Origin of the sequence: Carboxylicivirga marina, from assembly GCF_016612505.1 — a bacterium.
Lineage (GTDB): Bacteria > Bacteroidota > Bacteroidia > Bacteroidales > Marinilabiliaceae > Carboxylicivirga > Carboxylicivirga marina.
This window is the reverse complement of the sequence record NZ_JAENRR010000003.1, coordinates 1-26,801: the sequence shown is the minus strand read 5'-3', so window position 1 is coordinate 26,801 and position 26,801 is coordinate 1. Positions and strand designations below refer to the sequence as shown.

General features: G+C 39.0%; 22 protein-coding genes. 5 read left to right on the top strand and 17 right to left on the bottom strand.

All coding sequences use genetic code 11. The features are described from left to right. Positions 1 to 58: 58 nt before the first annotated feature. The 6 genes from JIV24_RS01945 to JIV24_RS01920 all read right to left on the bottom strand — a co-directional run bounded on the left by JIV24_RS01945 (position 59) and on the right by JIV24_RS01920 (position 6,710). Complete coding sequence (locus tag JIV24_RS01945; RefSeq protein ID WP_200463317.1) at positions 59 to 1,312, bottom strand: glycoside hydrolase family 88 protein; 1,254 nt, start codon at positions 1,310 to 1,312, stop codon at positions 59 to 61. A gap of 287 nt (positions 1,313 to 1,599) precedes the next feature. Then, positions 1,600 to 2,397 carry a gluconate 5-dehydrogenase gene (locus JIV24_RS01940; RefSeq protein WP_200463316.1) on the bottom strand — a complete coding sequence of 266 codons (798 nt, stop codon included), beginning with the start codon at positions 2,395 to 2,397 and terminating at the stop codon, positions 1,600 to 1,602. Positions 2,398 to 2,401: 4 nt separating this feature from the next. Beyond that, complete coding sequence (gene kduI, locus JIV24_RS01935) at positions 2,402 to 3,247, bottom strand: 5-dehydro-4-deoxy-D-glucuronate isomerase (RefSeq protein ID WP_200463315.1); 846 nt, start codon at positions 3,245 to 3,247, stop codon at positions 2,402 to 2,404. A 9-nt stretch (positions 3,248 to 3,256) separates the two neighbouring features. Continuing rightward, positions 3,257 to 4,720: an MFS transporter gene (locus JIV24_RS01930; RefSeq protein WP_234445671.1), complete on the bottom strand. Its 1,464-nt coding sequence runs from the start codon at positions 4,718 to 4,720 to the stop codon at positions 3,257 to 3,259. A gap of 97 nt (positions 4,721 to 4,817) precedes the next feature. Further along, positions 4,818 to 5,486 carry a bifunctional 4-hydroxy-2-oxoglutarate aldolase/2-dehydro-3-deoxy-phosphogluconate aldolase gene (locus tag JIV24_RS01925; protein WP_200463313.1) on the bottom strand — a complete coding sequence of 223 codons (669 nt, stop codon included), beginning with the start codon at positions 5,484 to 5,486 and terminating at the stop codon, positions 4,818 to 4,820. 186 nt (positions 5,487 to 5,672) lie between these two features. Then, complete coding sequence (locus tag JIV24_RS01920; protein WP_200463312.1) at positions 5,673 to 6,710, bottom strand: sugar kinase; 1,038 nt, start codon at positions 6,708 to 6,710, stop codon at positions 5,673 to 5,675. Positions 6,711 to 6,983: 273 nt separating this feature from the next. On the opposite strand from JIV24_RS01920, the gene JIV24_RS01915 reads away from it, so the two are divergent. The 4 genes from JIV24_RS01915 to JIV24_RS01900 all read left to right on the top strand — a co-directional run bounded on the left by JIV24_RS01915 (position 6,984) and on the right by JIV24_RS01900 (position 12,570). Then, the gene (locus JIV24_RS01915) at positions 6,984 to 8,423 is read left to right on the top strand and encodes a tagaturonate reductase (protein WP_200463311.1); all 1,440 of its coding nucleotides are present in this window, start codon (positions 6,984 to 6,986) and stop codon (positions 8,421 to 8,423) included. A 10-nt stretch (positions 8,424 to 8,433) separates the two neighbouring features. Further along, positions 8,434 to 9,924, top strand: a complete 1,491-nt coding sequence (locus tag JIV24_RS01910) for a UxaA family hydrolase (RefSeq protein ID WP_200463310.1) — start codon at positions 8,434 to 8,436, stop codon at positions 9,922 to 9,924. 16 nt (positions 9,925 to 9,940) lie between these two features. Next, the gene (uxaC, locus tag JIV24_RS01905) at positions 9,941 to 11,341 is read left to right on the top strand and encodes a glucuronate isomerase (protein WP_200463309.1); all 1,401 of its coding nucleotides are present in this window, start codon (positions 9,941 to 9,943) and stop codon (positions 11,339 to 11,341) included. A gap of 176 nt (positions 11,342 to 11,517) precedes the next feature. Beyond that, on the top strand, positions 11,518 to 12,570 hold the full coding sequence (locus JIV24_RS01900) for a LacI family DNA-binding transcriptional regulator (RefSeq protein ID WP_200463308.1): 1,053 nt from the start codon (positions 11,518 to 11,520) through the stop codon (positions 12,568 to 12,570). Between the two features lie 60 nt (positions 12,571 to 12,630). On the opposite strand, the gene JIV24_RS01895 is transcribed toward JIV24_RS01900, so the two are convergent. From JIV24_RS01895 to JIV24_RS01850, 10 genes are all read right to left on the bottom strand, one after another. Further along, positions 12,631 to 12,837, bottom strand: a complete 207-nt coding sequence (locus tag JIV24_RS01895; RefSeq protein ID WP_200463307.1) for a hypothetical protein — start codon at positions 12,835 to 12,837, stop codon at positions 12,631 to 12,633. A 481-nt stretch (positions 12,838 to 13,318) separates the two neighbouring features. After that, positions 13,319 to 14,467, bottom strand: coding sequence for an endo-1,4-beta-xylanase (locus JIV24_RS01890; RefSeq protein WP_200463306.1), 1,149 nt, complete (start codon positions 14,465 to 14,467; stop codon positions 13,319 to 13,321). A gap of 13 nt (positions 14,468 to 14,480) precedes the next feature. Next, complete coding sequence (locus JIV24_RS01885) at positions 14,481 to 15,941, bottom strand: sulfatase family protein (protein WP_200463305.1); 1,461 nt, start codon at positions 15,939 to 15,941, stop codon at positions 14,481 to 14,483. Positions 15,942 to 16,100: 159 nt separating this feature from the next. After that, on the bottom strand, positions 16,101 to 17,243 hold the full coding sequence (locus JIV24_RS01880; protein ID WP_200463304.1) for an endo-1,4-beta-xylanase: 1,143 nt from the start codon (positions 17,241 to 17,243) through the stop codon (positions 16,101 to 16,103). An 89-nt stretch (positions 17,244 to 17,332) separates the two neighbouring features. Then, a complete protein-coding gene (locus tag JIV24_RS01875; RefSeq protein ID WP_200463303.1) occupies positions 17,333 to 18,157 on the bottom strand; it encodes a hypothetical protein in 825 nt (274 codons plus the stop codon). Between the two features lie 43 nt (positions 18,158 to 18,200). Then, complete coding sequence (locus JIV24_RS01870) at positions 18,201 to 19,247, bottom strand: glycoside hydrolase family 43 protein (protein WP_234445670.1); 1,047 nt, start codon at positions 19,245 to 19,247, stop codon at positions 18,201 to 18,203. Beyond that, the gene (locus JIV24_RS01865; RefSeq protein ID WP_200463301.1) at positions 19,228 to 20,676 is read right to left on the bottom strand and encodes an MFS transporter; all 1,449 of its coding nucleotides are present in this window, start codon (positions 20,674 to 20,676) and stop codon (positions 19,228 to 19,230) included. Before JIV24_RS01865 ends, JIV24_RS01870 begins: the two co-directional genes overlap by 20 nt. Positions 20,677 to 20,742: 66 nt before the next feature. Further along, entirely contained in the window at positions 20,743 to 21,861 is a 1,119-nt protein-coding gene (locus JIV24_RS01860) for an endo-1,4-beta-xylanase (RefSeq protein WP_200463300.1), read from the bottom strand. Continuing rightward, positions 21,861 to 23,501 (bottom strand): sulfatase, encoded by a 1,641-nt coding sequence (locus JIV24_RS01855; protein WP_200463299.1) that lies wholly within the window; start codon positions 23,499 to 23,501, stop codon positions 21,861 to 21,863. The genes JIV24_RS01860 and JIV24_RS01855 overlap by 1 nt, the downstream gene beginning before the upstream one ends. Positions 23,502 to 23,513: 12 nt before the next feature. Continuing rightward, positions 23,514 to 24,950 (bottom strand): sulfatase, encoded by a 1,437-nt coding sequence (locus JIV24_RS01850; RefSeq protein ID WP_200463298.1) that lies wholly within the window; start codon positions 24,948 to 24,950, stop codon positions 23,514 to 23,516. A 215-nt stretch (positions 24,951 to 25,165) separates the two neighbouring features. Between JIV24_RS01850 and JIV24_RS01845 the strand changes: the two genes are divergently transcribed. Further along, complete coding sequence (locus JIV24_RS01845) at positions 25,166 to 25,849, top strand: NUDIX hydrolase (protein ID WP_200463297.1); 684 nt, start codon at positions 25,166 to 25,168, stop codon at positions 25,847 to 25,849. A gap of 17 nt (positions 25,850 to 25,866) precedes the next feature. Here JIV24_RS01845 and JIV24_RS01840 read toward each other — a convergent pair whose 3' ends face one another. Then, positions 25,867 to 26,706, bottom strand: a complete 840-nt coding sequence (locus tag JIV24_RS01840) for an alpha/beta hydrolase (RefSeq protein WP_200463296.1) — start codon at positions 26,704 to 26,706, stop codon at positions 25,867 to 25,869. Between the last annotated feature and the right edge of the window lie 95 nt (positions 26,707 to 26,801).

Here is a 26,801-nt window from a genome sequence, read left to right as displayed (position 1 = left end):
TATTTAGTTGATTAACAATAATTTATTATTAAAGTATAGGGTAGTTGATTTGTACTTATTAATTATGGTACGTCCTTTTTACAAGCTTATACACTTCCGACCCGGCCGCCAAAAAAGCACCAACATCAGTCACTTCTTCTTTAGCAGGGTAATCATCGCCAATGCCTACATCCATCGTTTGCTTATAATCCAATACACCTTCAGTAGTCACACAAGGTGTTAAAGCTTCCCAGGCTTTAAAAACAACAGGTTCAAAATCCGCTCTTGGCAACATTTCATTATTGATACCATATGCTAGTCCATGCGTAAATAAAGCAGTTCCCCCCATATCCATATTCGGATAATCACCAACATCTCCCAGTAATCCCTTTCTCCAGGTTCCATCCTCACACTGAAGGAGTTTAAGCTGGTAGGCCATATTTTTAAATAAAGAAACATAAAACTGACGTCCGGGCCAGTCTTTTGGCAAGTCAGAAATCACAAGGGCTAATCCTGCGAAAATCAAACCATTACCTTTCGACTCAAATATCTTCCGCCCATTTTTCTCTTTCAAAGAGAAATAAGAAGCATCCTGAAAAAAAAGCTTTTCACTTTTATCATAAAGAAAATCATAGGTAGCATGGTACTCTTCATCCATAAACTCCAGGTATTTCCTCTCACCTGTTATACGTGCCAATCTGGCCCATACCGGAGGAGCCATAAATAATGCATCGGCCCAGCCCCAGCGGTTATAACAATCCGTTTCGTTTTTACCGGCTTTAACCTCAGCAAGTGAAACGCACTCCAGTGAACCGGTTTTTCGATTGACTAATATGGAATCAAAGTTGCTGATTGTTGGAAATATCATTTCTTGACTACCACAGTCCTGATACAGAGATGTATACAATTGCCCGATGGCGTAATCTTCGGCGTGATATAAACGCCCCCCTAGCTTCCAGTCATTTTCTTCGCCTATGCTTAAAAGCCATTCTCTATATTTCCCCGGTTCATCAGCAATCTCACTCCACCTATACATACCGGCATATAAAACGCTATTGGTCCAGGATATTTCATGCCTGTTTTTGTTATATAAACCTGGCATATTATTGTTAGTCTTACTCCACATTTCGGCATTCTCTTGTTGGATACCTGAAGCGGTTCGCTGAATAGACAGGTCTTCGACAGCTAGAATTTGTCTATCGGCAACTTTTTGAGTTATAGATTTTACTTGTTCCTGTGAGAGTGAGTATGTAGAATGTGTGTCATAATTAGAACAAACAACCGTCACAGCACCTGCAATAATTATAAGTATAACAACACTTAATGGCTTCATATAATTAAACTCTTTAGACATGTTCCAAAACTAAAGAGCGTGCCATTTATTGTTGTAATTGATTGTACAGTTTTTTTACGAATTTGTACATCGAAAGCCTATCTCAAATTACGTAAATCACTTTTTAAAAGGATTTAAGGGCAATAAACAAGCTGCAATCGACCTGGACATATCTTGCTAATTTCGGCAAACTAAAAATGCCACATGCAATACAAATTGCACGTGGCACTCTAGCCATAACTGGAGAAAACAGTTCCTTAAAACCTACTAATAATAATTACTTATCATTAAATAGCATTTTCGTTTTCCACATAACCAAAGTTGGCCAAAATACCTCCATCGACATATAATACATGTCCATTGACAAAATCACTTGCCTTAGATGCTAAAAACACAGCTGCATTTCCTACATCTTCAGGTTTTCCCCAACGAGCAGCCGGAGTTCTTGTCATGACAAGATCATTAAACGGATGCCCATCTTCACGGATTGGTGCAGTTTGAGAAGTAGCAATATATCCTGGACCAATACCGTTAATCTGAAGACCATATTTAGCCCACTCACAACACATATTAGCGGTTAATAGCTTTAGGCCTCCTTTGGCTGAAGCATACGCCGATACCGAGTTACGCCCATATTCACTCATCATCGAACATATGTTAATCACCTTACCTGATAGTTTTTCAATCATCTTTGGAACAACTCTCTTGGAAACAATGAAAGGTCCTACTAAATCAACTTCCAATACTTCCTTAAAGTCATCAACTGGCATATCCAGTATCGGAATGCGTTTTATAATGCCTGCATTATTAACTAAAATATCTATTTGTCCGACGTCCTTTTCTATTTGAGAAATGCCTTTATCAACCTCTTCTTCTTTGGTCACATCAAAAGCTACGGTATACACATCAATTCCCTCATCGGCAAATTCCTCTTTACAGGCATCTAATTTGCCTGTAGAACGAGCATTGATACACACCGTTGCACCTGCCTTTCCTAAAGCAACTCCAATGGACAAACCAATACCGTGCGTTCCTCCTGTTACTAAGGCAACTTTACCTTGTAGTCCAAAAACACCCTCCAACATACGCTTATCTTAACTCAAATGGTTGTACATGATCCATATCGGTATAATCAAGGTTTTCACCTCCCATACCCCAGATGAACGAATAGTTGCTGGTTCCCACACCTGAGTGAATGCCCCACTCTGGAGAGAACACCGCCTGCTCGTTGAGCATAAACAGGTGGCGTGTTTCCTGCGGCTCACCCATCAAATGACACACCGCCTGACCTTGTGGTACTTCAAAATAGAAGTATGCCTCCATGCGGCGATCATGCGTATGGCTTGGCATGGTGTTCCACACCGAGCCTTCGTACAACTCCGTTAATCCCATCACTAACTGACACGATTCTACAATACCCGGAACGATTAACTGGTAAATGGTACGTTCGTTACTGGTGGCTTGAGAACCCAGGTTCAGAATATTGGCTTTTTCCTTATTCACAACCGTGGTTGGATACTCTTTGTGAGCAGGTGTAGAGCTAAAGTAGAACTTAGCCGGGTTGTTTTTATCCTCACTTGAAAAAACAATCTCCTTGCTGCCACGGCCAATATAAATCGCTTCCTTGGCTGTTAGCGGATACTCTTTTCCATCAACCTTAACCACACCATCACCGGCAATATTGATAACACCCAGTTCGCGGCGTTCGCAAAAGAACTCCGACTTAATGGCATCAATGGTTTCCATCACCAAAGCCTTCTCCACCGGGAAAGCGCCTCCTAAAATATAACGCTCATACTGTGAGTAACTCAGGTTGATTTCATCCTTTACAAAAAGTGTCTCAACTAAAAACTCTTTTCTTAATCTCTCTGTATCGTATTGCTTCACGTCACCCGGATGACAGGCCCTGCGACGATCGTAATTCACTGTTGTCATAAAAAATATTTATTTGCTGGTTTCATCCAAAACAATCGGCTGATACTTTGGCACCAACGACTTCATAATTACCCAGCCTATTATATAGGCCACAGCACAAATGGAGAAGATGATGAAATAACCTGACTTAATCCCCTCAAAGCCCATAAACTTCATATTGGTATTCTGAGCAAAATCAAAAAGCATACCTGAACCTTTATTGATCGTAAAAGAACCAAGACCTCCGGCCATACCGCCAATACCGGTTACTGTTGCAATAGCCGTTTTGGGAAACATATCGCCCACCACTGAGAAAATATTGGCTGACCAGGCCTGATGTGCAGCACCTGCTATACCTATGATGATTACGGGAAACCAATAGGAATAAGCGCCTAGCGGCTGTGCCAATAAAGCTAATAAAGGAAAAAATGCAAAAATTAGCATCGAACGCATCCTTCCTGCATAAGGATTCATTCCTTTTTTATCCACGAAATAGGTTGGCAACCAGCCTCCGATTATGGATAATAAAGTAATCGCATACAAAACAAATAGCAATACCTGCGCCATGGTGCTATCTGATGCTAAACCGTATACATCACTCAAGTAGGCTGGCGTCCAAAACAAGAAGAACCACCACACCCCATCCGTCATAAACTTACCAGCCAAAAAAGCCCATGTTTGACGATATTTAAATGTCTGAAAAAATGGTATTCGTGGGGCATTTGAATCATCAGCAGTATTGGTAAAACTGTCATCATCCTGACTAATATACTCCAACTCAGCCTCATTTACCTTAGGGTGTTGATGTGGTTTTTTATACATAAACTGCCAAAATCCCATCCAGATAAATCCTAATGCACCAATAATAATAAAAGCCATTTCCCAGCCAAAATGCGAGGCAATAACCGGAATGGTTATAGGTGCAGCCAAGGCGCCAACTGTTGCGCCTGCATTGAAAATACTGGTCGCATAGGCGCGGTCTTTCTTAGGAAAATACTCTGCCGTAGCTTTAATGGCCGCCGGAAAGTTACCGGCTTCACCAATAGCCAATACGAAGCGGGCAAAAATAAACATCACCACACTCACGTTAACTACTCGCGAAACATTTTGTACATGTTCTATAGCTTCTCGTGCACCTTTAAAACCCACAAACCACTCACCCGCGACAATACCTGATGTAGCAATTCCGCAAAATGCGTGTAACACAGCACCAACAGACCATACTCCAATGGCCCACAGAAAGCCTTTTTTAGTATCCATCCAATCAACAAAACGGCCGGCCACCAATAACCCAATGGCATAAAACACTGAAAAAAGTGCTGTTATATTTCCATAATGACTATTGGTCCAATGAAACTCGGGTGCAATAAAATCTTTCCAGGTTAATGATAACACCTGCCTATCCAAATAATTAATTGTTGTAGCAAAAAACAATAAAGAACAAATCGTCCATCTGTACTTTGTCATATTGCGTTTAATCTCGCTCGTTGACATAAACTTTTTCTATTTAGTTAATTCTGAATTCAAATTTGATTTTCTTGTCTCTGCGTTTTTCTTTCCCGCTAATTGGGAAACGCACTCATCTCAGACGCTAGCGCAGATTCTTGATTGTCTCAATTAGCAATCTTGTTTTTTCTTCAAGTGCTTTCCAATCCTTGTTCTCCATGATTGATTTTGGAAACAGATTAGACCCCATACCCACACAGGTTACTCCTGCAGCAAACCATTGTTCCAGATTCTCTTTTTCACAGCTCACGCCTCCGGTAGGCATAATGTCGGTCCAGGGCATTGGTGCCTTCACCGCCTTTACAAACGATGGGCCTCCAACTTCAGAGGCCGGAAACACTTTAACAACTTCTGCACCCAGCTCCTGTGCCTGATTAATTTCTGAGATTGTTCCACAACCGGGTGACCACATAATTTTCCGACGATTGCAAATACGTGCCATTTCCTCATTTAATAATGGTGATACAATAAAGTTAGCACCATTCTGAACGTATAATGCAGTTGTTCCTTCTTCGACGATAGAGCCAGCTCCCATTATCATACCAGGGAGTTCTGACAATGCATATTTATTAAGTTCAGTGAATAACTCGTGTGCAAAATCACCCCGGTTAACAAACTCAAATACGCGTATACCACCATTATAACATGCTTTAACAACTGCTTTGCACACTGCAATATCGGCATGATAAAAAACGGGTACGGCGCCTGTTTCCTTCATCGCCTGAAACACTTCTATCCTTGAATACTTAGCCATATTTTATAATAAACGACACAAGTATTAACCACTACTGGTATATCCCTCTTCTGTCCGGTTAATATCAATTACTTTTTAGTAAAAAGGATGAAGAACTTAATCTCCCCCCTTACTTTTACTCCTTCAAAAAAAACTATTATTCGAACATGTATTTTTTAGTAATCCTATATACATACGATGACGCGTTTATCGGGAAACCCGACCAGAAGCATCTCCTCCCATCAATTTCTCAACTTCGTCAACCGTCACCAAATTATAATCTCCATGAATGGTATGTTTCAGACAGGAGGCTGCCGTGGCAAATTCCAGGGCTTTCTGGTCATCTCCTTCGTATGTTAACAAACCATAGATAAGTCCACCCATAAAAGAGTCGCCACCTCCCACACGATCAACAATATGCGTTATCTGATAGTCGGCCGCCTTGTATAAAGTTTCACCATCAAATAATACTCCTGACCAGGTATTGTGGTTGGCATTTATAGAGCCTCGTAACGTGGTTATCACCTTCTTTACGCGCGGGTATTGTTTCATTATTTGCTGTGAAACACTGCGATAGGCCTCAGCCTCAACATGTCCACTGGTCACATCCATGCCTTCCGGATGAATTCCTAAAACCATAGCCGCATCTTCTTCGTTACCAAGTACAATATCACATCCAGCAACCAAAGCAGGCATCACTTCAGAAGCCTTTTTACCATACTTCCACAGGTTTTTGCGATAATTTAAATCGCACGAAACAGTCACTCCCAATCGGTTGGCAGCTTCTATAGCTTCCAGGCAAGCATCAGCAGCACCCTGCGATACTGCAGGCGTAATACCGGTCCAATGAAAGAAATTGGCACCTTTCAAAACTTCATCCCAATTCACCATACCCGGTTCGATGGTAGAAAATGAAGAATGAGCTCTATCGTAAACAACTTTACTGGCACGGGCTACAGCACCCGTTTCTAAAAAATAGATACCTAGGCGTTCACCTCCAAATAAGATATTATCTGTATTAACACCGTATTTTCGTAATTCTTTCATGCACGAGTCGCCAATATCATTCTTTGGCAAGCGCGTTACCAAAGATGCTTCAATTCCATAATTAGCAAGCGAGTAGGCCACATTAGCTTCTCCTCCTCCATAACAAATATCTAACTCAGTGGATTGAGAAAATCGCTGATATCCAGGTGTAGATAAACGGAGCATTATTTCTCCGAAAGTGATTACCTTTTGGGTCATAGCTTAAAATTAATTTCGTTAATATTTTCAGGGCTATCTCACAATAACCTTCTCTTTTTTTACTATCGTTTTTTTACTATTAAGCTATGATTCAATAAACACAGCAAAACGTTGTACCCATTTGCTATTTCTCACAGCTAGCCATGTTGTATTTGAGTCACATTTACGAATCGTAAAAAACTGTTTTGTGCAAATATAAATATTTTTGTGTGTGCGCACACATTTTTATAATATATTTGTCCAAACATTATTTAAGGTCAAAAACATAATCGCATGAAATCACTCAACAGAACTAGTTATACCAGTGTGAGAGAACATCAATTTAAAATACTACAGTTTGGTGAAGGTAATTTTTTAAGGGCCTTTGTCGACTGGATGATAAATAAGTCGAACTCAACCCTTGGCACCAACAATGGTGTAGTGGTGGTTCAGCCATTAGCACAGGGCATGGTAGACATCCTTAATAAGCAAGACAACTTATACCATGTATTATTGCAAGGTATTAAGGATGGTCAGCCAGTAGAGGAAACCGAGTTAGTCGATTGCATTATGGATGCTATTAATCCTTATACTCAATATGAGGCATACAAGGGCTACTTTCTGAATCCTGAATTGGAACTTGTAGTTTCTAACACAACTGAAGCAGGCATCAGCCGCATTGATAATGAGGATATTTTTGCTTTGCCTCCCAAATCTTTCCCGGGAAAGGTCACTCAATTACTTTACGAACGATACAAACATTTTAAGGGAGCCACGGACAAAGGCCTTACTTTTTTTTGCTGCGAACTGATTGATAAAAATGCCAGTACCCTGAAAGAAATTGTACTTGAGCTATCTGTTGCCAACAAACTGGAGGAGGAATTCATTAACTGGATTAACACCTGCTGCACATTCTGTAATACACTTGTTGACAGAATTGTACCTGGCTTCCCCAAGGACAATATAAAAGATATTCAAACTAAATTGGGGTTCGAGGACAACCTGGTAGTAGCTGGCGAATATTTCCACCTATGGGCCATTGAAGCGCCACAATCTGTTCGTGAGAAATATCCGTTTGACAAAGCTGGACTAAACGTTGTTTGGTTGGAGGACATGACCAAGTTCCGCGATAAGAAAGTACGTATCCTGAATGGGGCTCATACGGCATTGGTACCTGTTGGTTTGTTAAGCGGTCACCAAACCGTTAAAGAAGCTTTTGATGACCTTACACTTGCCTCATTCATTAACGAAATGGTGGCTCAGGAAGTGATTCCGAATATCGAAGGTGATAAGAATGCATTAAAGGTTTTTGCCGGTGAAATTCTTGAACGCTTTTTCAATCCATACATTCGTCACTTCTTAAAAGATATCTCACTGAACTCAATTTCGAAATGGATGACACGTGATTATCCGTCATTGATGGATAGCCTGCATCGTACAGGCAAGCTACCTGCAAAGCTTAGTTTCTCATTGGCTGCTTTACTCGTCCTTTATCGAGGTCAGTACAACAACCTCGAATTCACAATCAAAGACACACCTGAGCATGTTAACTTCATCCAGGCTGAATGGAATAAGATGGAATCCTACAGCACATTAACAGCCAATATCCTTTCGAATAAGGCTATCTGGAACACAGACCTGTCAACAGTGGAAGGACTAAGTGCTGCTGTTGCCGGCTACATTGAATCCATTATGGAACAAGGAATTAAGCCTGCACTAAAACAAATTATCTAAAAACAGAACCATGAATAAGATATTACATATACACCTTAACGATAATGTGATGGTGGCGCTTGAAACCATTTCAGTGGGTGCCATACTAGATGTAGATGCCAGCAAAATATCAGTTCAGTCTGATATTCCGCAAGGACATAAAATTGCCATCGCCCCTATTGCCAAAGGTGAACACATCATTAAATATGGCTATTCCATTGGTTTGGCTAAAGAGAACATTTCAACCGGACAACATGTGCACTCGCACAATGTTACAACTGGCCTTGACGAAAACCTGGAGTACCAATATACTCCTAAAGGACAAGCCTTAACCATCCCTAAGGAAGACCGTACATTTGATGGCTATGTGCGTAAAAATGGTGATGTTGGTATTCGTAATGAGCTATGGATAATTCCAACTGTTGGTTGTGTCAACGGCCAGGCTAAACTTATTGTTGACCAGTTAAAAGCTGAAGCAGACACCAGTCACCTGGACGACATATTGGTCCTAAGTCACCAATATGGTTGTTCACAATTAGGAGGCGACCACCTCAATACACAAAAAGCACTGGCGGCTGCCATTAAACACCCAAACGCAGGTGGAGTTCTGGTACTGGGATTGGGTTGTGAAAACAACCAGGTTTCTCAGCTGCAAGAGATTATTGGCAAATGGGACAAGGAACGAGTGAAGTTTCTAATCTCTCAAGAGGTGGAAGATGAAGTGGAAACCGGACTGGAGATGGTAAAGGAACTGTGCGAAAAAATGAAAGCCGATAAGCGTGAAGCGGTTTCCGTTGCCAAACTAAAGATTGGTTTGAAGTGCGGTGGTAGTGACGGGTTCTCCGGTATAACCGCCAATCCTCTCTTGGGCAGATTCTCTGACTGGCTGGTAGCCCAGGGTGGTACAACGGTATTGACCGAGGTACCTGAAATGTTTGGCGCTGAAACCATACTGATGGAACGGGCTGAGTCCAATGAGGTATTCTGTAAAACAGTGGACCTTATTAACGGATTTAAAGATTATTTCAGAGCAAGCGAACAGCCTATCTACGAAAACCCTTCACCGGGTAACAAAAATGGCGGTATCACTACACTGGAAGAGAAATCATTAGGCTGTGTACAAAAAGGTGGCGATGCCATTGTTAATGATGTACTTGACTATGGTGAGCAGATAAAAACACCTGGACTGAACTTGTTATGGTCGCCAGGCAACGATTTAATTGCCAGCTCGGCACTTGGCTTTACCGGTTGCCAGATGGTACTTTTTACAACAGGCCGAGGAACACCTTTCGGCAGCTTTGTTCCTACCATGAAAATAGCTACTAACTCCAAACTGTTTAACCACAAACAAAACTGGATGGATTTCAATGCCGGCGGATTGGTAGATGGTGAAGTTACCATGGACGAGCTCAGAGAACAATTCACTGATTTTCTGATTGAAATTGCTAATGGCAAAAAACTAAAACACGAACTAACGAACTTTAAGGAGATAGCCATTTTTAAGAGTGGCGTTACCTTATAATTAAAACAATATAATAATGAGCACTTTTATACACGATGACTTTCTTTTGTCGAACGACATAGCCAGGAAACTTTATCACGATTATGCAGCCAACCTGCCTATTATTGATTACCACTGTCACATTCCACCCCAACAAATTGCGGAGGACGTAAACTTTAAAAACCTGACAGAGATATGGCTGTATGGCGACCATTATAAATGGCGTGCCATGCGTACCAACGGTATTCCGGAGAATGAAATAACAGGTGATGTCAGCGATTGGGATAAGTTTTACAACTGGGCGAAGACTGTGCCTTACACCTTACGGAATCCGTTGTATCACTGGACGCATTTGGAGCTAAACAAGCCCTTTGGTATTAAAACAATTTTAAATCAGAACACGGCAAAAACTATTTGGGACGAATGTAATGCTAAATTACAAAGCCCTGAATTTTCGTGTAAAGGTCTTATCAAGCAAGCTAATGTGGAAGTCATCTGTACCACTGATGACCCGGTGGATTCACTGGAATATCACCAGATGATAAAAGACTCGGGCTTCGAGACAAAAGTCTTTCCTACCTGGAGAGCAGACAAGGCCATGGCAATTGATAACCTGGATGACTTCAATGTTTATATCTCCAAATTAGCAGAAACTTCAGGTATTACCATCCAAAACTATGCTGACCTGTTAAAAGCCTTGCAAATACGACAGGACTTTTTTGCAGAGATGGGCTGTAAACTATCTGATCATGGTTTGGATCGTTTCTTCTGCGACGACTTTACCGCGCAGGAAATTGAAGCCATATTCACTAAGGCTATAAATAAGCAAGCATTAACCGTGGCTGAAATATTAAAATATAAATCAGCCGTGCTATACGAGTTGGCAGTGATGGATCATAACAAAGGCTGGACACAGCAATTCCACATTGGGGCCATTCGAAACAGCAATACTAAAATGTACAACGAGCTTGGTCCTGATACTGGTTTTGATTCAATTGGTGATGATTTGGTAGCCAAAGATTTGTCAAAGTTTTTAAATCGATTGGCTACTGAAGATAAACTGACGAAAACGATACTGTACAACCTCAACCCGGCACACAACGAAGTGTATGCAACCATGTTGGGTAATTTTCAGGATGGCAAAATAGCCGGTAAAATACAATGGGGTTCTGGCTGGTGGTTCCTTGATCAGAAAGATGGAATGGAGAAGCAGATGAATGCCCTTTCAAACTTAGGCTTACTAAGCCGCTTTGTTGGAATGTTAACTGACTCCAGAAGCTTTTTGAGCTACAGTCGTCATGAGTATTTCCGTCGTATACTATGTAATCTTTTAGCTGAAGATGTTGAAAAAGGCATTATCCCACATGATAAGGAACTTTTAAAGGAGTATGTGGAAGGCATCTGCTACTACAATGCTAAAAACTATTTCAACTTTTAATTCTTCCCAATTAATAGTTTCTTTGAATGCAACAATTGAAAGAACAGGACGCTGGTTAATAACTGGCGTCCTTATTTTATAAGGCATGAAACGAGCCAATTCTAATAACTCCTCATACAAGGGAATCATTAGAATTTGCGAGTTCCATATGACAATTGATTAGTGATTACAAGAATATGAAAATCAGAATAGTCGATATTGCAAAAAAAGCTGAAGTTTCAGCAGGTACAGTTGATCGCTATATCCATCAACGTGGTAAAGTTTCAAAAAAAGCAGCTGAGAAGATTCAAAAAGCTGTTAAAGAGTTAGGTTATGAACCTGATATTATGGCGCGTAATCTGGCGCTAAAAAAAGAGCTAAAGATCATTTGCCTTCTTCCCGATCCTAAGGAAACTAAATACTGGGAGCGACCAGATGCTGGCATTGACAAGGCTATTAAAGAGCTATCATCTTTCAAAGTATTGATTGAAAAGATTTATTTTGCTCCTCGTGTGAATGCCTTTAACGAAGCTTGTGACCATGCCATTGAGAGCAAAGCAGATGGTATTATTTACGTTCCCATATTTTTTGAAGAATCAACCTTATTCGCTGAAAAACTTATAAAACTAGAAATTCCATTTATTCATATTAACATTCACCATTCGGAGGCCTCACCCCTATCATTTATCGGTCAGAATGCATATGACGCAGGCAAGGTTGCAGCCAGCCTCTGCCGAATGGCATTAAGAAATAATCAGGAGATTTTAATTACCTATATCTCAAAAGAACAACAGGAATATTCACATCATCATGCCCGCATTGAAGGTTTTGTAGAGTTTTTTGAGAATCAAAATACACAACCAACAGTTCATCACCTTAATCTCAAGGTTGATGAAAAAGATAGCATACATGAAAACCTACTGGCTAATTTTCTGTCAGAACATCAAAATATTAAAGCAATATACGTTCCCAACTCACGTGCCTATAGCATTGCATCTATTCTCAAAAAGAGTAAAAATACTGATAAAATGATCATCGGTTTCGACACATTGGATGCAAACATCCAATACATGAAAGAGGGAGTTATAGATATACTAATCGGCCAACAATCAAAATCACAGGGATACAATGCCATCGTACTTATGTTTAATGCGATCTTTAGAAAAGAAAAAATTGCAAAAACTAACCACATTCCAATTGACATTCTAAACAAGGAGAATATTGACTATTACGAGGGATTAATGCGTTAATAATCAAACAAATATTAAATTATTAATCTTCCTTTACTGCACTTTTGGGCTCCTAAAAGACTAAAGTGCCGCCTCTTTTCCCAACACCTCAAATTGGGCCTCCAAAGTTAATTCTATGGTAGGAACCCATGCATAACCTATTTTCTTTCCTGTTTCTTTTAAGGCCAAACCGTGAAACACATTAATGAAACCAGTTTTTGAGACTGTCAATGATAATACAGAATAGAGAATCGTCTCAACAAACGGTAGTTTTGTGACACTGAACAAATTTTGACAGATTAAATATATTCCCAAGAAAAACATCAACTAACACACTAGAGCCTTGATTATCAACTTATCAACCCCTATTGGATATATTACACAGAATTATTTACAACTCTAATTATCAGTCAATTAACCTCACTTACCGATACAGAATTTTCTAAATACTGACATTTAATCACTTACAGCGTTTGCGTTGTAAATATTGCGTAAATAATATATAACCGTGTTTTCCGCTAGAAACACTGCAATTACGGCGTTATGTGGCAATTCTCACCAACTTTTAAGGCTTTGGGAATTTTAGACAAAAAAGAGGGTATTTACAACGCTACTTCTTAGCATGAGTGGTCATTTTTCTCTTCCAAATAGCTAAATGAAAAGTTGTAAAAAGTGTAAATGATAATGTAAGAATTTCTGAATGGGTTATTATCTGTGCTAATTTATCCGGTTATTTATCCAAACTTGGGTTTTTGAGGACTCTAAATTGTTAATCAATTAGTTTCTGTAATGCTTCATAAGCTGGCTTCTTCTGAAAATTTCTATCGAATAATAAAGGGTAGTCTGTACGTCCTTTCATAGGATGATAGTTGCGCCAGGAATTTCCATCCCAAACTCCCCAAAGGGTTACACGCTCAACATTCTCACTATATTTCAAAAAAAGGCTAAAAACATCAGCGTATCGTTTCGCTTGCTGTTCGAGCAAATCGTGTGAAATACCTTCAGAATATGGATTGAATTCCTCAGCCAGTTCAAAATTATCTTCTACACTCGCTCCTCTGTGCTTCCATGCATTAGGCAATACACTAATATCCATTTCTGTCACATGTAATGGTATTTGCTTGTCAGCACACTTCCTTAACCAATATTCTATCTGATCTAACTTAGGATGCTCTATAAACATATGGGCTTGCGAACCAATACCATGAATTGGCACTCCTTTGCTTTTGAAGTCATTTACCATATTAACAATAAAGTCCGTCTTTTCTTTATTGTACATGTTATAGTCATTATATAGAAGCTTACAGCTAGGATCAGCTTTATGCGCAGTTCGGTATGCAATTTCTATATAATCATCACCAATTATGTCATACCATGGCGTAGATTTCAATTTAGCGACTCGTCCACCTTTTCCATCCGGAAAAACATCTACAGCCTCATTTACTACATCCCAATAGGCTATTTTACCTTTGTATCTGCTAACAACGGTATCGATATATTCGGTCATACGAGCTATTAGCACATCACGGCTAACGGCATCACCATTTTCATTCTTAAAGAACCAATCCGGTGCGCTGTTTTTCCAAACCAATGTATGCCCCACAATCGTGAGGCCTTTATCCGAAGCATATTTTACAAAACGATCTGCCTCATCAAAATTGTATTCTCCTTTTTCACCAATGATATGCATCGGTTTCATACAATTTTCAGCTGTTATCACATTAAACTCTCTTTCGGTAATGGCATATTCTTCCTCTAAATAAGGATTCACTATATCATTGCCTAATACCTCACCATGATATAAAGTGCCGATCATAAAATGATCTTTGTAGGAATCGGCCAATCCTTTTTCAAGCTTATCTTTTGGTTGACAAGACACCATCAAAAGAGCTAAAAATATTACTGCTAATTCTCTCATACCTCTATGCCATTTAATAATGTAACTCCAAATAATCTTCCTCATTCAATGTATTTTCTAATTCAGCGGGCACTTGTTTGAATTTAGAACTTCGATCCAGGTGATGGTGGATTGGTTTAAGCAGAGGCATGTAGTTTTCTTTAACCAGGAAATCCCCTTGTTCTGCCATCCACATGTAAAGCTCGGTTCGTAATTCATCTTTTATTTCCCTGTAATCATCATCTTTCGCAAGATTATTCCGCTCAAAAGGATCGTTTACAATATCGTAAAGTTCTTCATACGGATGATTCTTAAATTGCATTGCACCTCTTTTTATGAAGGCATTCACAAATTCATTCTCTCTCAGATTATTCTCCACAACCTCAATTGAATTGAAATTGCAGATATACTTGTATTTATTACTGCGCACCATACGAGCCGGGAAAACAGCATCTTTCTGAATATTCTGATTGGTCTGGACACCATACACATACTTATGAATGTCTATATCATTCCCATTTAATATATCAAGGAAACTTATGCCATCCATTCCTTCAGGTTTTTGACCACCTGCCATATCTATAAATGTCGGCAGTACATCGGTATAATGAATCAAAGCATCAGACCTGCTATTTTTCTTCACAACACCTGGCCATCGAACAATAAACGGAATATTAAGCCCTCGATCATAAACTGTAAACTTACCACTTCTTCCATGGTCTGCACTATAAATAAACATCGTATTCTCATCCAAATATTTATCTACCTTGACGAGCACTTCCTCCAGTTGCTTATTGTCTTCTTCCACACTTCTGTAGTAGCCAGCAGTGCGCTTTAATGAAACTGGATTATCTTTTCCTTTTTCTGTATGAGGATAAAACTTATACTTATCAATATCCTCTGGCATAACATCAAAGTAGGGACCATGGGGATATTCTGAGGTAATAAACATACAAAATGGTTTATCGGCATTAGCCAAATAATTATCGATACTATCAAAGGGGAGGTATTTTCTTGGAACACCTTCTTTATGAACTGGCTCCCACTCTTTTGTCCAGTTAAAAACACTTGATGGTCCAACATGACTTTTCCCAGCCAGAATAACGTCATAACCTAAATAACCAAGATAGGCCGTAACGCTAACCTGATCGCTTTTTGCATGAATATGGTTTATAAATACACCATTTTTCAGCGGATAATTACCGGTATATAATTGGCTACGACTGGGTGCACATATCGCCTGGCCGGTAAAAGCATTTGTAAACAACATCCCTTCTTTTGCCAATCTGTCTACTGCCGGCGTATGAATTTTTTCATTCCCGTAACAACCATAATCATATACATCCTGATCATCAGCTAAATAGAAAATCATATTGGGTTTACTTTGCCATTGCTCACTTGTAGTCTTTATTTTACTATTCGAGCAACTAAAAGTGACAGCACCAACTATTAAAATGAAGCATGCCAATAAAAATACTTTAATATGAATTAACATTGTACAATAATTTAGACTTTAAAAAGGAGACTACCATTGGTGCAGTCTCCCGAATGCTTCAATAACGTTTCCGGGATTACGAAGCTTACTTTAATGTTTATAAAATTATAGAAGCGATAATTTATCTAATACGATTCAATTATTCAGAGCAACACATGCTTAATTAGCCAATTCTATTAATTTCCTTACCACAGGCTTGGCTGATTTATCTCTATTAAAAAGCAATGGGTAGTTTGTTCGGTTAGGAATTGGATATGTATTTTTCCATGACATACCGTCGTGAACCCCCCAAAAAGTGACTCTGGAGATTTTATCACTCTTTGAATTAAATATTTGAAAAAGTTCGGTATATCGATTCGTTAATTTCTTTTCTATTTCATCAGGAATTCCCTCTTTATAAGGATCTAGAAAGTCTTCAAATTCTTCAAGCTGGAATTGTTTTTCAGTAAAACATCTGCCAATTATCTGCCCCTCTTTTGTTAAAGGTAAAATATCTATATCCAGTTCTGAGATCATTACTTTAATCCCTAATGAAGCAAATGTATCAATGGCCGCCTCTATATATTCGTTTTTTGGATAGTTAAGTCCCCAGTGCGCTTGCATTCCAACTCCATCAATTCGGATTCCTTTTTTCTGCAACATTCTTACTAATCGGACTATCCCATCCCTTTTTGCAGGTCGCCAGACATTAAAATCATTGTAATATAATTCAGCATCAGGATCAGTTTCTTGCGCACTTTTAAAAGCCAATTCAACAAGTTCATCTCCATTACCAATCCCATTAACCCAAGTTGTTGATCGATATTCACCATTTTCATCAATAACTTCATTCACAACATCCCAGGCATGAACACGACCTCTATATCGCCCCACTACAGTATCGATATATGATTTTATCAGACTCACTAACTCTTTCTTATCCCGTTTTGATCCATCTTTTTTCCCAAAAAACCAGTCAGGTGTTTGGTTGTGCCAAACAAGAGTGTGCCCCACAATAAACATTTGATTCTTTTGCCCAAAGTCAACAAAGTCATCAGCAGGTTTAAAATTATAAACTCCTGGCTCAGGATTAATTACCTCAGCTTTCATTACATTCTCGGGAGTAATAGTATTAAAATGTTTTAAAACAATATTTTTAGACAGAGTATCTTTTAGAATAATCTCTTCACTTACTGCCGTACCAATTATAAAGGCTTGCTCATATGATTCCTTTAAGCTCTCACGTGAGTCCCTTTTTTGTTTTAAATGAGCACAAGAAGAACATAGCAATATACTTAAGGCAATTAATAACTTATCTTTCATCTTATTAATCATAAAATACCCCACAGCTACTTAATCAACTATAACCAAAAAGCAACTATGGGGTAAATGTCAATTTTATAAATAAGAAGTTACTTAACAAACTTCACTATCTGATCGCCAACTTTTGCTATATAAATATTACCCCTGTTTAATCCGGAAATATCAACCATTGGGTTTTGACCAATAACGTTGGTTTGAATCAATAATGAACCAGTTACTCCATAAATTTCAACTACACTATTTAAGTCACCAAACAGAGCCAATTTTGAACCATCAGGTGCAACTGACACTCTTAACTTTTCAACTTCTGTTTTATTAATGCTGGTTGCGGTTCCTTCATAAAGACTTACATTGTCAATATAGAAAGCTCCTGTCGTGGAGGCTCCACAGGCAATAATCTTTAAGGCAGTTGGTGCGCTACCATTATTAGCTTGCGCATCTGCCGGAAATACAAAACTATCAAACACCCAACCATCTGCTATATCAACGGTTGTTTCTTTACCAGTTGCGCCTTCCCAATTGCTGGCACCATCAGTATCATAATTAACTCTAATCCCAATCACTTTCGCATCAGTATCGGACTTAATCCAATAAGAACAGGTATGTGCTACCCCACTTGTGATATCGATCCATTGATGCTGAGCTCCCCATTTGAAGGTTGAAGCATCCAACGCTCCGTTAAACTCAACCTTTCCGCAAGAAGTATCATCATTCCCCTGACCTGGTGTTGCTGCAACCATATTGCCACCCAAACCTGTCTGATAACCACTCCACCACCAACAACCCTGGGATAAATCACTGGCATCTTTTGCATTTAATGAAGGATTCTTCCCTGCTGTTTCCAATAGGTTTTCCTGAGCATATGCCGAAAAACATAAAAATGAAACAATAAATAAAAAAGTAATTTTTTTCATAAGGCATTTGATTTAAATTAAACTAATCGGGTTTATTTATCCATTAAATATTCATTTCTTCAGCAGCGAGATAGGGTTTTATGGTCTGAATGTCCCCCTCATCATTATATTGTAATTCAGTACATTTAACAGACCTCAGGTGTGTTTCACCTTTAGACAGGATGCAGTCATGATAAAATAAATACCACTTTCCTTTGAATTCAACAACTGAATGGTGCGTTGTCCACCCTACAACAGGCTCCAGTATAACACCCTGATAGGTGAATGGGCCATATGGATTATCTCCGGTGGCATAACATATTTTGTGAGTATTGCCTGTTGAGTATGAGAAATAGTATTTCCCTTTATATTTATGCATCCAGGAGGCTTCAAAGAAGCGACGTTCGTGGTCTCCTGCTTGTAAAGGATTACCTTCCTGATCTAGAATAACCAAATCTTTTGGTTCCTCTCCAAACTCAAGCATATTATCACTTAGGCGTACTACTTTAGGACATAGTGCTGGTTCTTTGTCGGCTGGTTCACAACCTGCTTCCTGGGCTTTATTGTTTCGATAGCGTTGCAGCTGTCCACCCCATATACCACCAAAATACATATAATGGCTGCCATCTTCATCTTCAAACACAGCCGGATCGATACTGTAACTACCATCAATAGGCCTTTCTTCTGGAACAAATGGCCCTTCGGGCTTATCACTGATGGCTACACCAATACGGAAAATATCATTCTTGTCCTTTAGCGGAAAGTACAGGTAATACTTGCCATCTTTATGAGTTGCATCCGAATCCCATAATTGCCTGCCGGCCCATGGAATATCTTTTACATCCAGTACATTACCGTGATCCGTCACTTCTCCTCCAATTTCATCCATGGAAAGAACGTGATAATCCCTCATATCAAAATGATCCCCGTTATCATTAAAAGGAATACCTGCTTCAATGTCATGTGAAGGGTAAATATACAAACGACCATTAAAAACGTGTGCAGATGGGTCCGCCGTATATATATGTTCAACCAATGGTTGTGAAATTGCTTTTTCTTCAAGTATATCGTATTTATCTTGTTTCATTTTTTTAGTTCTTTCTTCGTTCATTTAATTCTGTTTCAATCATCACTTCCGTGCTTTTATTTATTTCATAAAAGAAAAGCAGGCCAATAGCTATAAAGAATGGAATGGCTGGAAAGACGCTTACTAACATTTTGGTTCCATGAACAGCACTATCTGGTTGCATCAGATTTTCACCCATAAACATTGCCTCTTTTGTTAAGTATCCGTATAATCCTAAAATCCATGTGACCAGGGCTCCTCCGATACTTAATCCTCCTTTTAGGCCTACCATCATGGCAGAGAAAATAATAGCTGTTGCCCTGCGGTTATTTTTCCACTCTGAATAGTCAGCTACATCAGCAATCATGGCCCACAATAGAGGAATGGTAAGTCCATAGAAAAAGCCATGGAGTATCTGAGATATGAATATCAGACCAATAGACTCCGGACTAAAGAAGTAGAACAAAACAATAAAGATTGTAGAAATAAACAGTGCTGTTATAAACACATCTCGTTTACCATACCTGTCTGCAAATCGTTTTGACAAGGAAATACCAACTATCATAAAAATGATACCGCCTGCATTGAATAAGCCAAAGCCAGCAGACACAGGATTCTCCCCAAAGAAATTAAGCCCAATTGCTGTTAGGAAATTTAGTATCGGCTGAATAAATAAAGTGAGGCTTCCCGCATCGATATAGTTCTGAAAATAATACACATACGACCCACCCTTCATCGCAAGCGTAATAAATAACAAAGTTGTTACAGCCAATATAATGACCCATGGCTTATTTTTAACCAGATCGGCCAAATCCTCAATCACACTTGATTTTTGCTCAGGTTTAGGCACAATTCGCTCACGTGTAAAGATAAACGTAATTAACAACATCACAGTGCCTATGACAGCCAACCATGTCATGACTATTTCAATACCCAAAGCTTTATCGCCACCTCCTGCCGACTCGATAATGGCCAACATAAAAACCTGCACAAAAAACTGGGCGAACATAACAGCTACAAATCGATATGATGAAATGCTATTACGTTCTTTCATATCACCTGTAATCACACCGCTTAAAGCCGAATAAGGCAGGTTATTGGCAGCATATAAAAGCAAGAGTAAAGTATAGGTGACGACGGCATAAATCAATTTACCTTTATACGAAAAATCAGGGGTGCTAAATGCCAATAAAGCTATCACCCCCAGAGGAATAGCAGTCCAGAGTATCCAAGGTCTGAATTTACCCCATTTGGTAGCAGTTCTATCTGCAATGGCGCCCATAATAGGATTAAACCCAAAGGCCGCAACTAGACCTACAATTAATATGACAGCAGAGGCATCCTTCGTTTCCAATCCATAAATATCGGTATAGAAATAGGCCAGGTAAGTCATTAATGTTTGAAAAACAAGGTTAGCTGCCAGGTCTCCCAGACTATATGCCACCTTCTCTCTTATGGATAATTTATTCGTCATTAATTTATTTCTTAAATTATAATTCTCAATTCCAACAGTTTGATACTCATCCTGCAGAAAAATTACTTATTGTTTCTTCATTAAATCACATATGCCATGAAAGGCAACTTTTGGTTTAAACTCACGATCCCACAATAGAGGATAATCCGTTCTATTCTTCACCGGAAAATTATTTTTCCAGGAATATCGATCGCTAACACCCCAGAAAGTAACCCGACTAACAGCTTTCTGGCTCATATATATTTTGAACAGATCAACGTATTTATCCCTCAGTTTTTGCTCCATCTCATTTGGTAATCCGTTCCTATATGGATCGTATTTTTCCTTATATTCTATTGAAAGTCCGACATCCGCACTCACATTTTCATTTGGAAACGGAAGCACTGAAATATCCAATTCAGTCACCAATACATTTACCCCCAAACTGGCAAATGCATCAACACTTGTTTTAATTTGCTCAAGAGGAGTATCAAGTAAATAATGTGCTTGCATGCCAATGCCATCTATACGAATGCCTTTATCAAGTAATCGCTTAACCACCTTTATCGTTGCCTCCCGGCGTGCTGGCACATAAAGATTATAGTCGTTATAATATAATTCGGCATCAGGATCGGCTTCATGTGCAAATTGAAAAGCTAGCTCCACGTACTCTTCGCCGATGATTTCATACCACTTGCTTCGCCGCCAGCCATCTCCCTCGCTTACCACAGCTTCATTAACGACATCCCAGCCATGTACTCGCCCTTTATACCTTCCTACAAGGGTTTTGATATGCTTTTCCATACGGTCTATAAGCACCTCTCTCGATACATTATTCCCAGCTTCATCAACGAAAAACCAATCAGGTGCTTGAGAATGCCAAACAAGCGTATGGCCTACAATGAACATGTCATTGGCCTCTCCATACTTAACGAAACTATCTGCATCTTTAAATACAAAAACTCCTTCGTCAGGCTGAATACGTTCACTTTTCATACAATTCACCGCCACAACAGAATTGAAATTATTTCGGACAATCGTATCTAGGTCACTGTTATGAGCATTATAAAGTCGGTTACTTATGGCTGCACCAACTTTAAAGTGATCCTGAAAAAGCTCAGCTAAGCCATTGTTATTATTTTGCCCTGCGCTTTGGAGCAAACAACCAAGCCATAAGAACAGAACTATGTCAATTTTCCTCTTCATTACTTATTCTTATAACATGTATTGATGATTATCTCTTTTAGTCTCAATTTGTCAGCCATATACTGCTCTTGTCCTGCTACATTTTTCCATTCATAAGGATCCCCCGAATGGTCATACAATTCTTCCTCTCCATTACGGCACAATACATATCTATATTTTTTAGTTCTAATGGAGTAATGTTGTGTTTCCGGTTTAGCCGATTCATCTTTAGCTAATGCTTCAGAGGAAGCAATCGCGGTAATGGCATAATCATTTCCACTCCATTGGCCTTTTACAGGGTTTAACAACAATGGAACAAGGCTATATCCGTCAATCTTTTTCTGATTACCATTCACATTTGGCTCCCCTGGCAGCCCACATAAATCAATCATTGTCGGGTAAATATCAATTAATGATACAGGCACTTCACAACTTTGCCCTTTTGCCACGCCAGGACCTTGAAAGATTAGAGGCACCCGCGCACTTTCTTCCCAAAGGCTATTTTTGAAAATATATTCCTTTTCGCCCATATGGTATCCATGATCACTAGTTACCACAATGATTGTATTGTCTCCGTATGGACTGCTTTTAATCGCCTCAATGGTTTGACCTATCTGATCATCAACAAAAGCCACACAAGCTAAATAGGCTTGTGTCCATCTCAACAGCATGTCTTTACCTACTTTATCGAGTTTATCATACTTTTGAAAGCCTGTTGCTCCCATGCCCACATCAAGTGTTTTCCATAAGGAAGGAGCACAATCTGCCAAGTCATTTACAAGATAGGGCGCAAGCTCCAGTGTTTCCAAAGGAAACATGTCGAAATATTTTTCCGGAACATAACATGGCGAATGAGGGCGATTAAATCCAACTGCCAGAAAAAACGGATTTTTATGCTCATCCGCTAATACTTCTTTTACATATTCAACGCATCGCTCATCAGGCATTAAATCGCGGTCATCTTCACTAACGTACCTGTATTCTTCTTCATCGTGATTATACAACCAGGTTCCTTTCCCTTTCATTGTTTCAGAAAGATTCTTAACGGGTCCAAAACTATCCCAGCACGAATTACTTTCATAAGCCTCAGGTAAGTCAGGGTGTTTAACGCCTCTAATATTAACAGCTGCTTTTGCCGGATCTCCGTCCCATGGGTAAGGACCAAATGATGGGCCTACTTCAAATCCGTTAGAGCCATCCTTATTATTAAAGACACTAAAATCCTCATGCCCATTGTGATGAATTTTCCCCGTTCCATACACCTGGTAATCATTTGCTGCCAAATGCTCAACTAAAGTCACTGAGTTCTTTAAAACTTCATTGTTTCGCCAGTGATACTGTTGTTGCTTATATCCGAAATAACCTGTTGAGTGCGGATAAAGGCCACTCCACAAACTTGCTCTAGATGGCCCACAAACCGGACAGTTGCTTTGTGCATTACTAAAGCTCACCCCCTCGTTTATCATCTTATCAAGATTCGGCGTTAAGGCTTGTGGGTGTCCCCCCATTCCAATACCACCAATGGCATCATTTAAATCATCACATATAATAAAAACGACGTTGGGTTTCTGCTTGTTATTTTTACTATTGACTGGATTCTGACAAGAAATAATACTAGCCAGCCAACACAACAAACCTATCACCCTTAAAAACATCCTCATAAAACTTTGCATTTATTGTTTATTCAAAGCATTTCGGTTCTCTTCCAATAAGGCAGCTAACTCTTTAACTACATCGCTATATGCAGGGTCCTTGGATACATTTATATTTTCATCCGGATCATTTGCATGATCATACAGCATATCAGCTACCACTTTTCCATCATTTAACCACTGGGTATATAAGTACTGATCCGTTCTTACAGATTCACCATTGTGATATCTGGCAAACACCGCTTCCTTATGTACAGCTGAAGGATCCTTCATGACATTTTTAAGACTTTTTCCATCTAAATGCGTTGGCTGTTCTATACCTGATAATTCACAAAGTGTCGGGTAAATATCAATAAATTCAACCAGCGAGGATGTTTTACCACTCTTTATTTCAGGATCTTTTATAATGAGTGGCGCATTAAGCACTTTATCAAAATGACAATGCTTACACCACAGACCATGATCGCCCAGGTGCCATCCATGATCACCCCAAAGCACAACCACTGTATTTTCATCTAAACCTAAGTGTTTCAACTCCTTTAGTATCATACCAATTTGTGCGTCTGTATAACTCACACATGCGTAATACCCGTGGATGAGCTTTTTTGCTAATTCGTCAGATACAGGCCCTTCCTGTGGAATACCCGTGTACATCCCTCTTAGTTCGTTCCAGTTGTGATGGGCTTGTGCAGGTGCTCCTTCTGGCATTTCCGGATTGTCTGCTAATTTAAGATCGGATTCATCATATAAATCCCAATACTTTTTAGGTGCATTAAAAGGTAAATGTGGTTTCCAGAAACCAACAGCCAGAAAAAATGGCTCTTCATTCTCGGCAAAATGTTTTAAATCTTTTACAACCTGTTCTGTTAACAATCCGTCCGGATAGGCATTATCAGCCACATCAGGAGACTCAAACGCCGGTCCTTTAATACGATTTGGTTGCTCTGCAGTCTGGTTTGCCTTTACAATACTCAAAGATTCCTCTGTCAAATAGTTTTGAAAACCAACACCCGTTTGTGGTATGTACGGCGTATCTGACCAGGCCAAGGTATCATCCTTCCAGAAATGATATATTTTACCTCGTGATAAAGTTGTATACCCTTTCTCTTTAAACCATTTGGCGATACTAGGAACCTTAGGAGCATCATTATCTTTTTTGGTATAATAATTAACAAAACGAGATGGCGTTGGTCTTAATCCACTCATTAAACTAGCCCTTGATGCTCCGCAAACTGGAACCGCACAGTAGGCCTTATCAAACACAATACCTTCAGCTCCTAATTGATCTATTGAAGGTGTTTTCATTTGATTTTTACCATAAACACCAGCTTGCAAGCGCAAATCATCAACAGCAATAAATAGCACATTCTTTTTTTGTGCAGACTGCTCATTGTTTCTTTGGCACGCATAACAGGATATTAGTATAATAATTACACCAATAATGTTGATTTTTTTCATTGTTATTTTACTTGTAAGTAGTGGACTAAACATATATCTCTCTGAAAGATTTTGAAGTTATTGTTAAACTTTTATTTTTGCATTCTCTTATAGTCACAACGAATACATCTTTTTGTCATTTTGACTACAAGTGTAATTTCTTTTTAAGAATTATCCAAATAAATAATTCTATTTTTGACTATTATCAAATGATCTAATTATTTACAAGTACTGATATGACAGGAACAAAAGCGATTAGTAATATTTCAATAGACTGCATAATATTTTCATTTCATAATGACGAACTACACACCTTATTACTCAAATGGGCAGCAGGTAAAAGCCGAGGTGAATGGGCCTTGCCGGGCGGATATGTCAATTATGATGAGAATATTGATGCGGCAGCTTCTCGGGTTCTGAAAATACACACCGGCCTTGATCATGTATACCTTGAACAGTTGAAGGCATTTGGAGATGTAAACCGCTATCCGAAGAAACGGGTTATCACCATCACATACTTTTCACTTGTCAAATACAGCGACATAAAGGTTGAAGCCAGCGAATCGGTCTATGAAGTTCAATGGTTCCCGGTTAAAAATCACCCTGAATTGATTTTTGATCATCAAGAAATTTTACAATTCGGATTAAACAGGTTGAAGCAGATAGTCAGACATGAGCCTATTGGATTCAAATTATTGCCACTTGAATTTACCTTACTACAACTGCAATCGTTATACGAAGCCATTTTAGAGACCAAATTTGACAAACCTAACTTCAGAAGAAAGTTACTTAAAATGAAATTGCTAAACGATACGGGCAAAAAACAAGAGAATGTATCACATCGGGCAGCAAATCTTTATAAGTTTGATCTCAATATTTACGAAAAACTTAAAGATAAAGGCTTTACATTTGACTTGTAAGTAAGTAACATACCTGATTATCTTATTTCAATGTATGGTTCCTTCTGAAGATAATTAATCGATATCAAGAAGGAATCAGCTTTTACCAGCGTTTCTTGGTAAAATTTTAAGTTGCTCCGGTTAAAAAAACCATGCCCTTCACCATCATAAAGATATAAATCACATCTGCTCCCCACCTTTTCCATCACCGTTTGATAATATTTTACAGTTTCTACAGGTATTAAATGATCTTCTGTTCCAAGAAACATTATTGTAGGAGGTGCATCTTTTATAATATTATGAAGTGGTGAAAAGTCCTTATAAGCATCCCCAATACGCTCATAACCATAGCCACCGGGTCCATTATCAATAACCGGGTTAAAAAATATCAACGCATTCGGTTTACAGCTAACGGAAATTGAATCTGAAACATCGTCATAATGGTCAATCAATGCTGAAGCAGCAGCCAAATGACCTCCCGCGGAACCTCCAGCAGCTACAATTTGTTCAGGATTAACATGCCATTTACGAGCATTTGCTCGTATAAAACGAATGGCAGACTTCGCATCCTTTAGCGATTCAAAAGGTGTCGTTTGATGCCTCTTATTCACTCTGTAATCAACCAAAAAGCACACCATCCCTCTTTGAGAAAGATAGTTGGCATGTGCTTTAAATTGATTTAAACTACCCCTTTGCCACCCACCACCAAAAAAGAAAACAATGGCAGGATATAAATCATCAACACTCTCTTTATTCGGCCGGAATACCTCCATTCCCAGTTTTATGGAATCTACCTGCTTATAGATAACTTGTTCTTGAGACAAAACTGCTAGAACATTGACAAATAACAATAAAGTCAAACTAAAATTTCTCATCATTTCAAAAGTTAGTTTAATTAGTTAATCCTTACGAACTAAAAAACACTGGAGATATGCTATAAGTTTTAAAGTATATTTCCAGTATTATTTTTAGC

Excerpts from the sequence above, each read along its gene's own strand:
- JIV24_RS01890 (WP_200463306.1), bottom strand. The coding sequence starts at position 14,467 with ATGAGAGAATTAGCAGTAATATTTTTAGCTCTTTTGATGGTGTCTTGT.
- JIV24_RS01855 (WP_200463299.1), bottom strand. The coding sequence starts at position 23,501 with ATGAGGATGTTTTTAAGGGTGATAGGTTTGTTGTGTTGGCTGGCTAGT.
- JIV24_RS01880 (WP_200463304.1), bottom strand. The coding sequence starts at position 17,243 with ATGAAAGATAAGTTATTAATTGCCTTAAGTATATTGCTATGTTCTTCT.
- JIV24_RS01850 (WP_200463298.1), bottom strand. The coding sequence starts at position 24,950 with ATGAAAAAAATCAACATTATTGGTGTAATTATTATACTAATATCCTGT.
- JIV24_RS01920 (WP_200463312.1), bottom strand. The coding sequence starts at position 6,710 with ATGACCCAAAAGGTAATCACTTTCGGAGAAATAATGCTCCGTTTATCT.
- JIV24_RS01940 (WP_200463316.1), bottom strand. The coding sequence starts at position 2,397 with ATGTTGGAGGGTGTTTTTGGACTACAAGGTAAAGTTGCCTTAGTAACA.
- JIV24_RS01860 (WP_200463300.1), bottom strand. The coding sequence starts at position 21,861 with ATGAAGAGGAAAATTGACATAGTTCTGTTCTTATGGCTTGGTTGTTTG.
- JIV24_RS01840 (WP_200463296.1), bottom strand. The coding sequence starts at position 26,706 with ATGATGAGAAATTTTAGTTTGACTTTATTGTTATTTGTCAATGTTCTA.
- JIV24_RS01875 (WP_200463303.1), bottom strand. The coding sequence starts at position 18,157 with ATGAAAAAAATTACTTTTTTATTTATTGTTTCATTTTTATGTTTTTCG.
- JIV24_RS01910 (WP_200463310.1), top strand. The coding sequence starts at position 8,434 with ATGAATAAGATATTACATATACACCTTAACGATAATGTGATGGTGGCG.
- JIV24_RS01900 (WP_200463308.1), top strand. The coding sequence starts at position 11,518 with ATGAAAATCAGAATAGTCGATATTGCAAAAAAAGCTGAAGTTTCAGCA.
- kduI (WP_200463315.1), bottom strand. The coding sequence starts at position 3,247 with ATGACAACAGTGAATTACGATCGTCGCAGGGCCTGTCATCCGGGTGAC.
- JIV24_RS01945 (WP_200463317.1), bottom strand. The coding sequence starts at position 1,312 with ATGAAGCCATTAAGTGTTGTTATACTTATAATTATTGCAGGTGCTGTG.
- uxaC (WP_200463309.1), top strand. The coding sequence starts at position 9,941 with ATGAGCACTTTTATACACGATGACTTTCTTTTGTCGAACGACATAGCC.
- JIV24_RS01915 (WP_200463311.1), top strand. The coding sequence starts at position 6,984 with ATGAAATCACTCAACAGAACTAGTTATACCAGTGTGAGAGAACATCAA.
- JIV24_RS01870 (WP_234445670.1), bottom strand. The coding sequence starts at position 19,247 with ATGAACGAAGAAAGAACTAAAAAAATGAAACAAGATAAATACGATATA.
- JIV24_RS01885 (WP_200463305.1), bottom strand. The coding sequence starts at position 15,941 with ATGTTAATTCATATTAAAGTATTTTTATTGGCATGCTTCATTTTAATA.
- JIV24_RS01845 (WP_200463297.1), top strand. The coding sequence starts at position 25,166 with ATGACAGGAACAAAAGCGATTAGTAATATTTCAATAGACTGCATAATA.
- JIV24_RS01925 (WP_200463313.1), bottom strand. The coding sequence starts at position 5,486 with ATGGCTAAGTATTCAAGGATAGAAGTGTTTCAGGCGATGAAGGAAACA.
- JIV24_RS01930 (WP_234445671.1), bottom strand. The coding sequence starts at position 4,720 with ATGTCAACGAGCGAGATTAAACGCAATATGACAAAGTACAGATGGACG.
- JIV24_RS01865 (WP_200463301.1), bottom strand. The coding sequence starts at position 20,676 with ATGACGAATAAATTATCCATAAGAGAGAAGGTGGCATATAGTCTGGGA.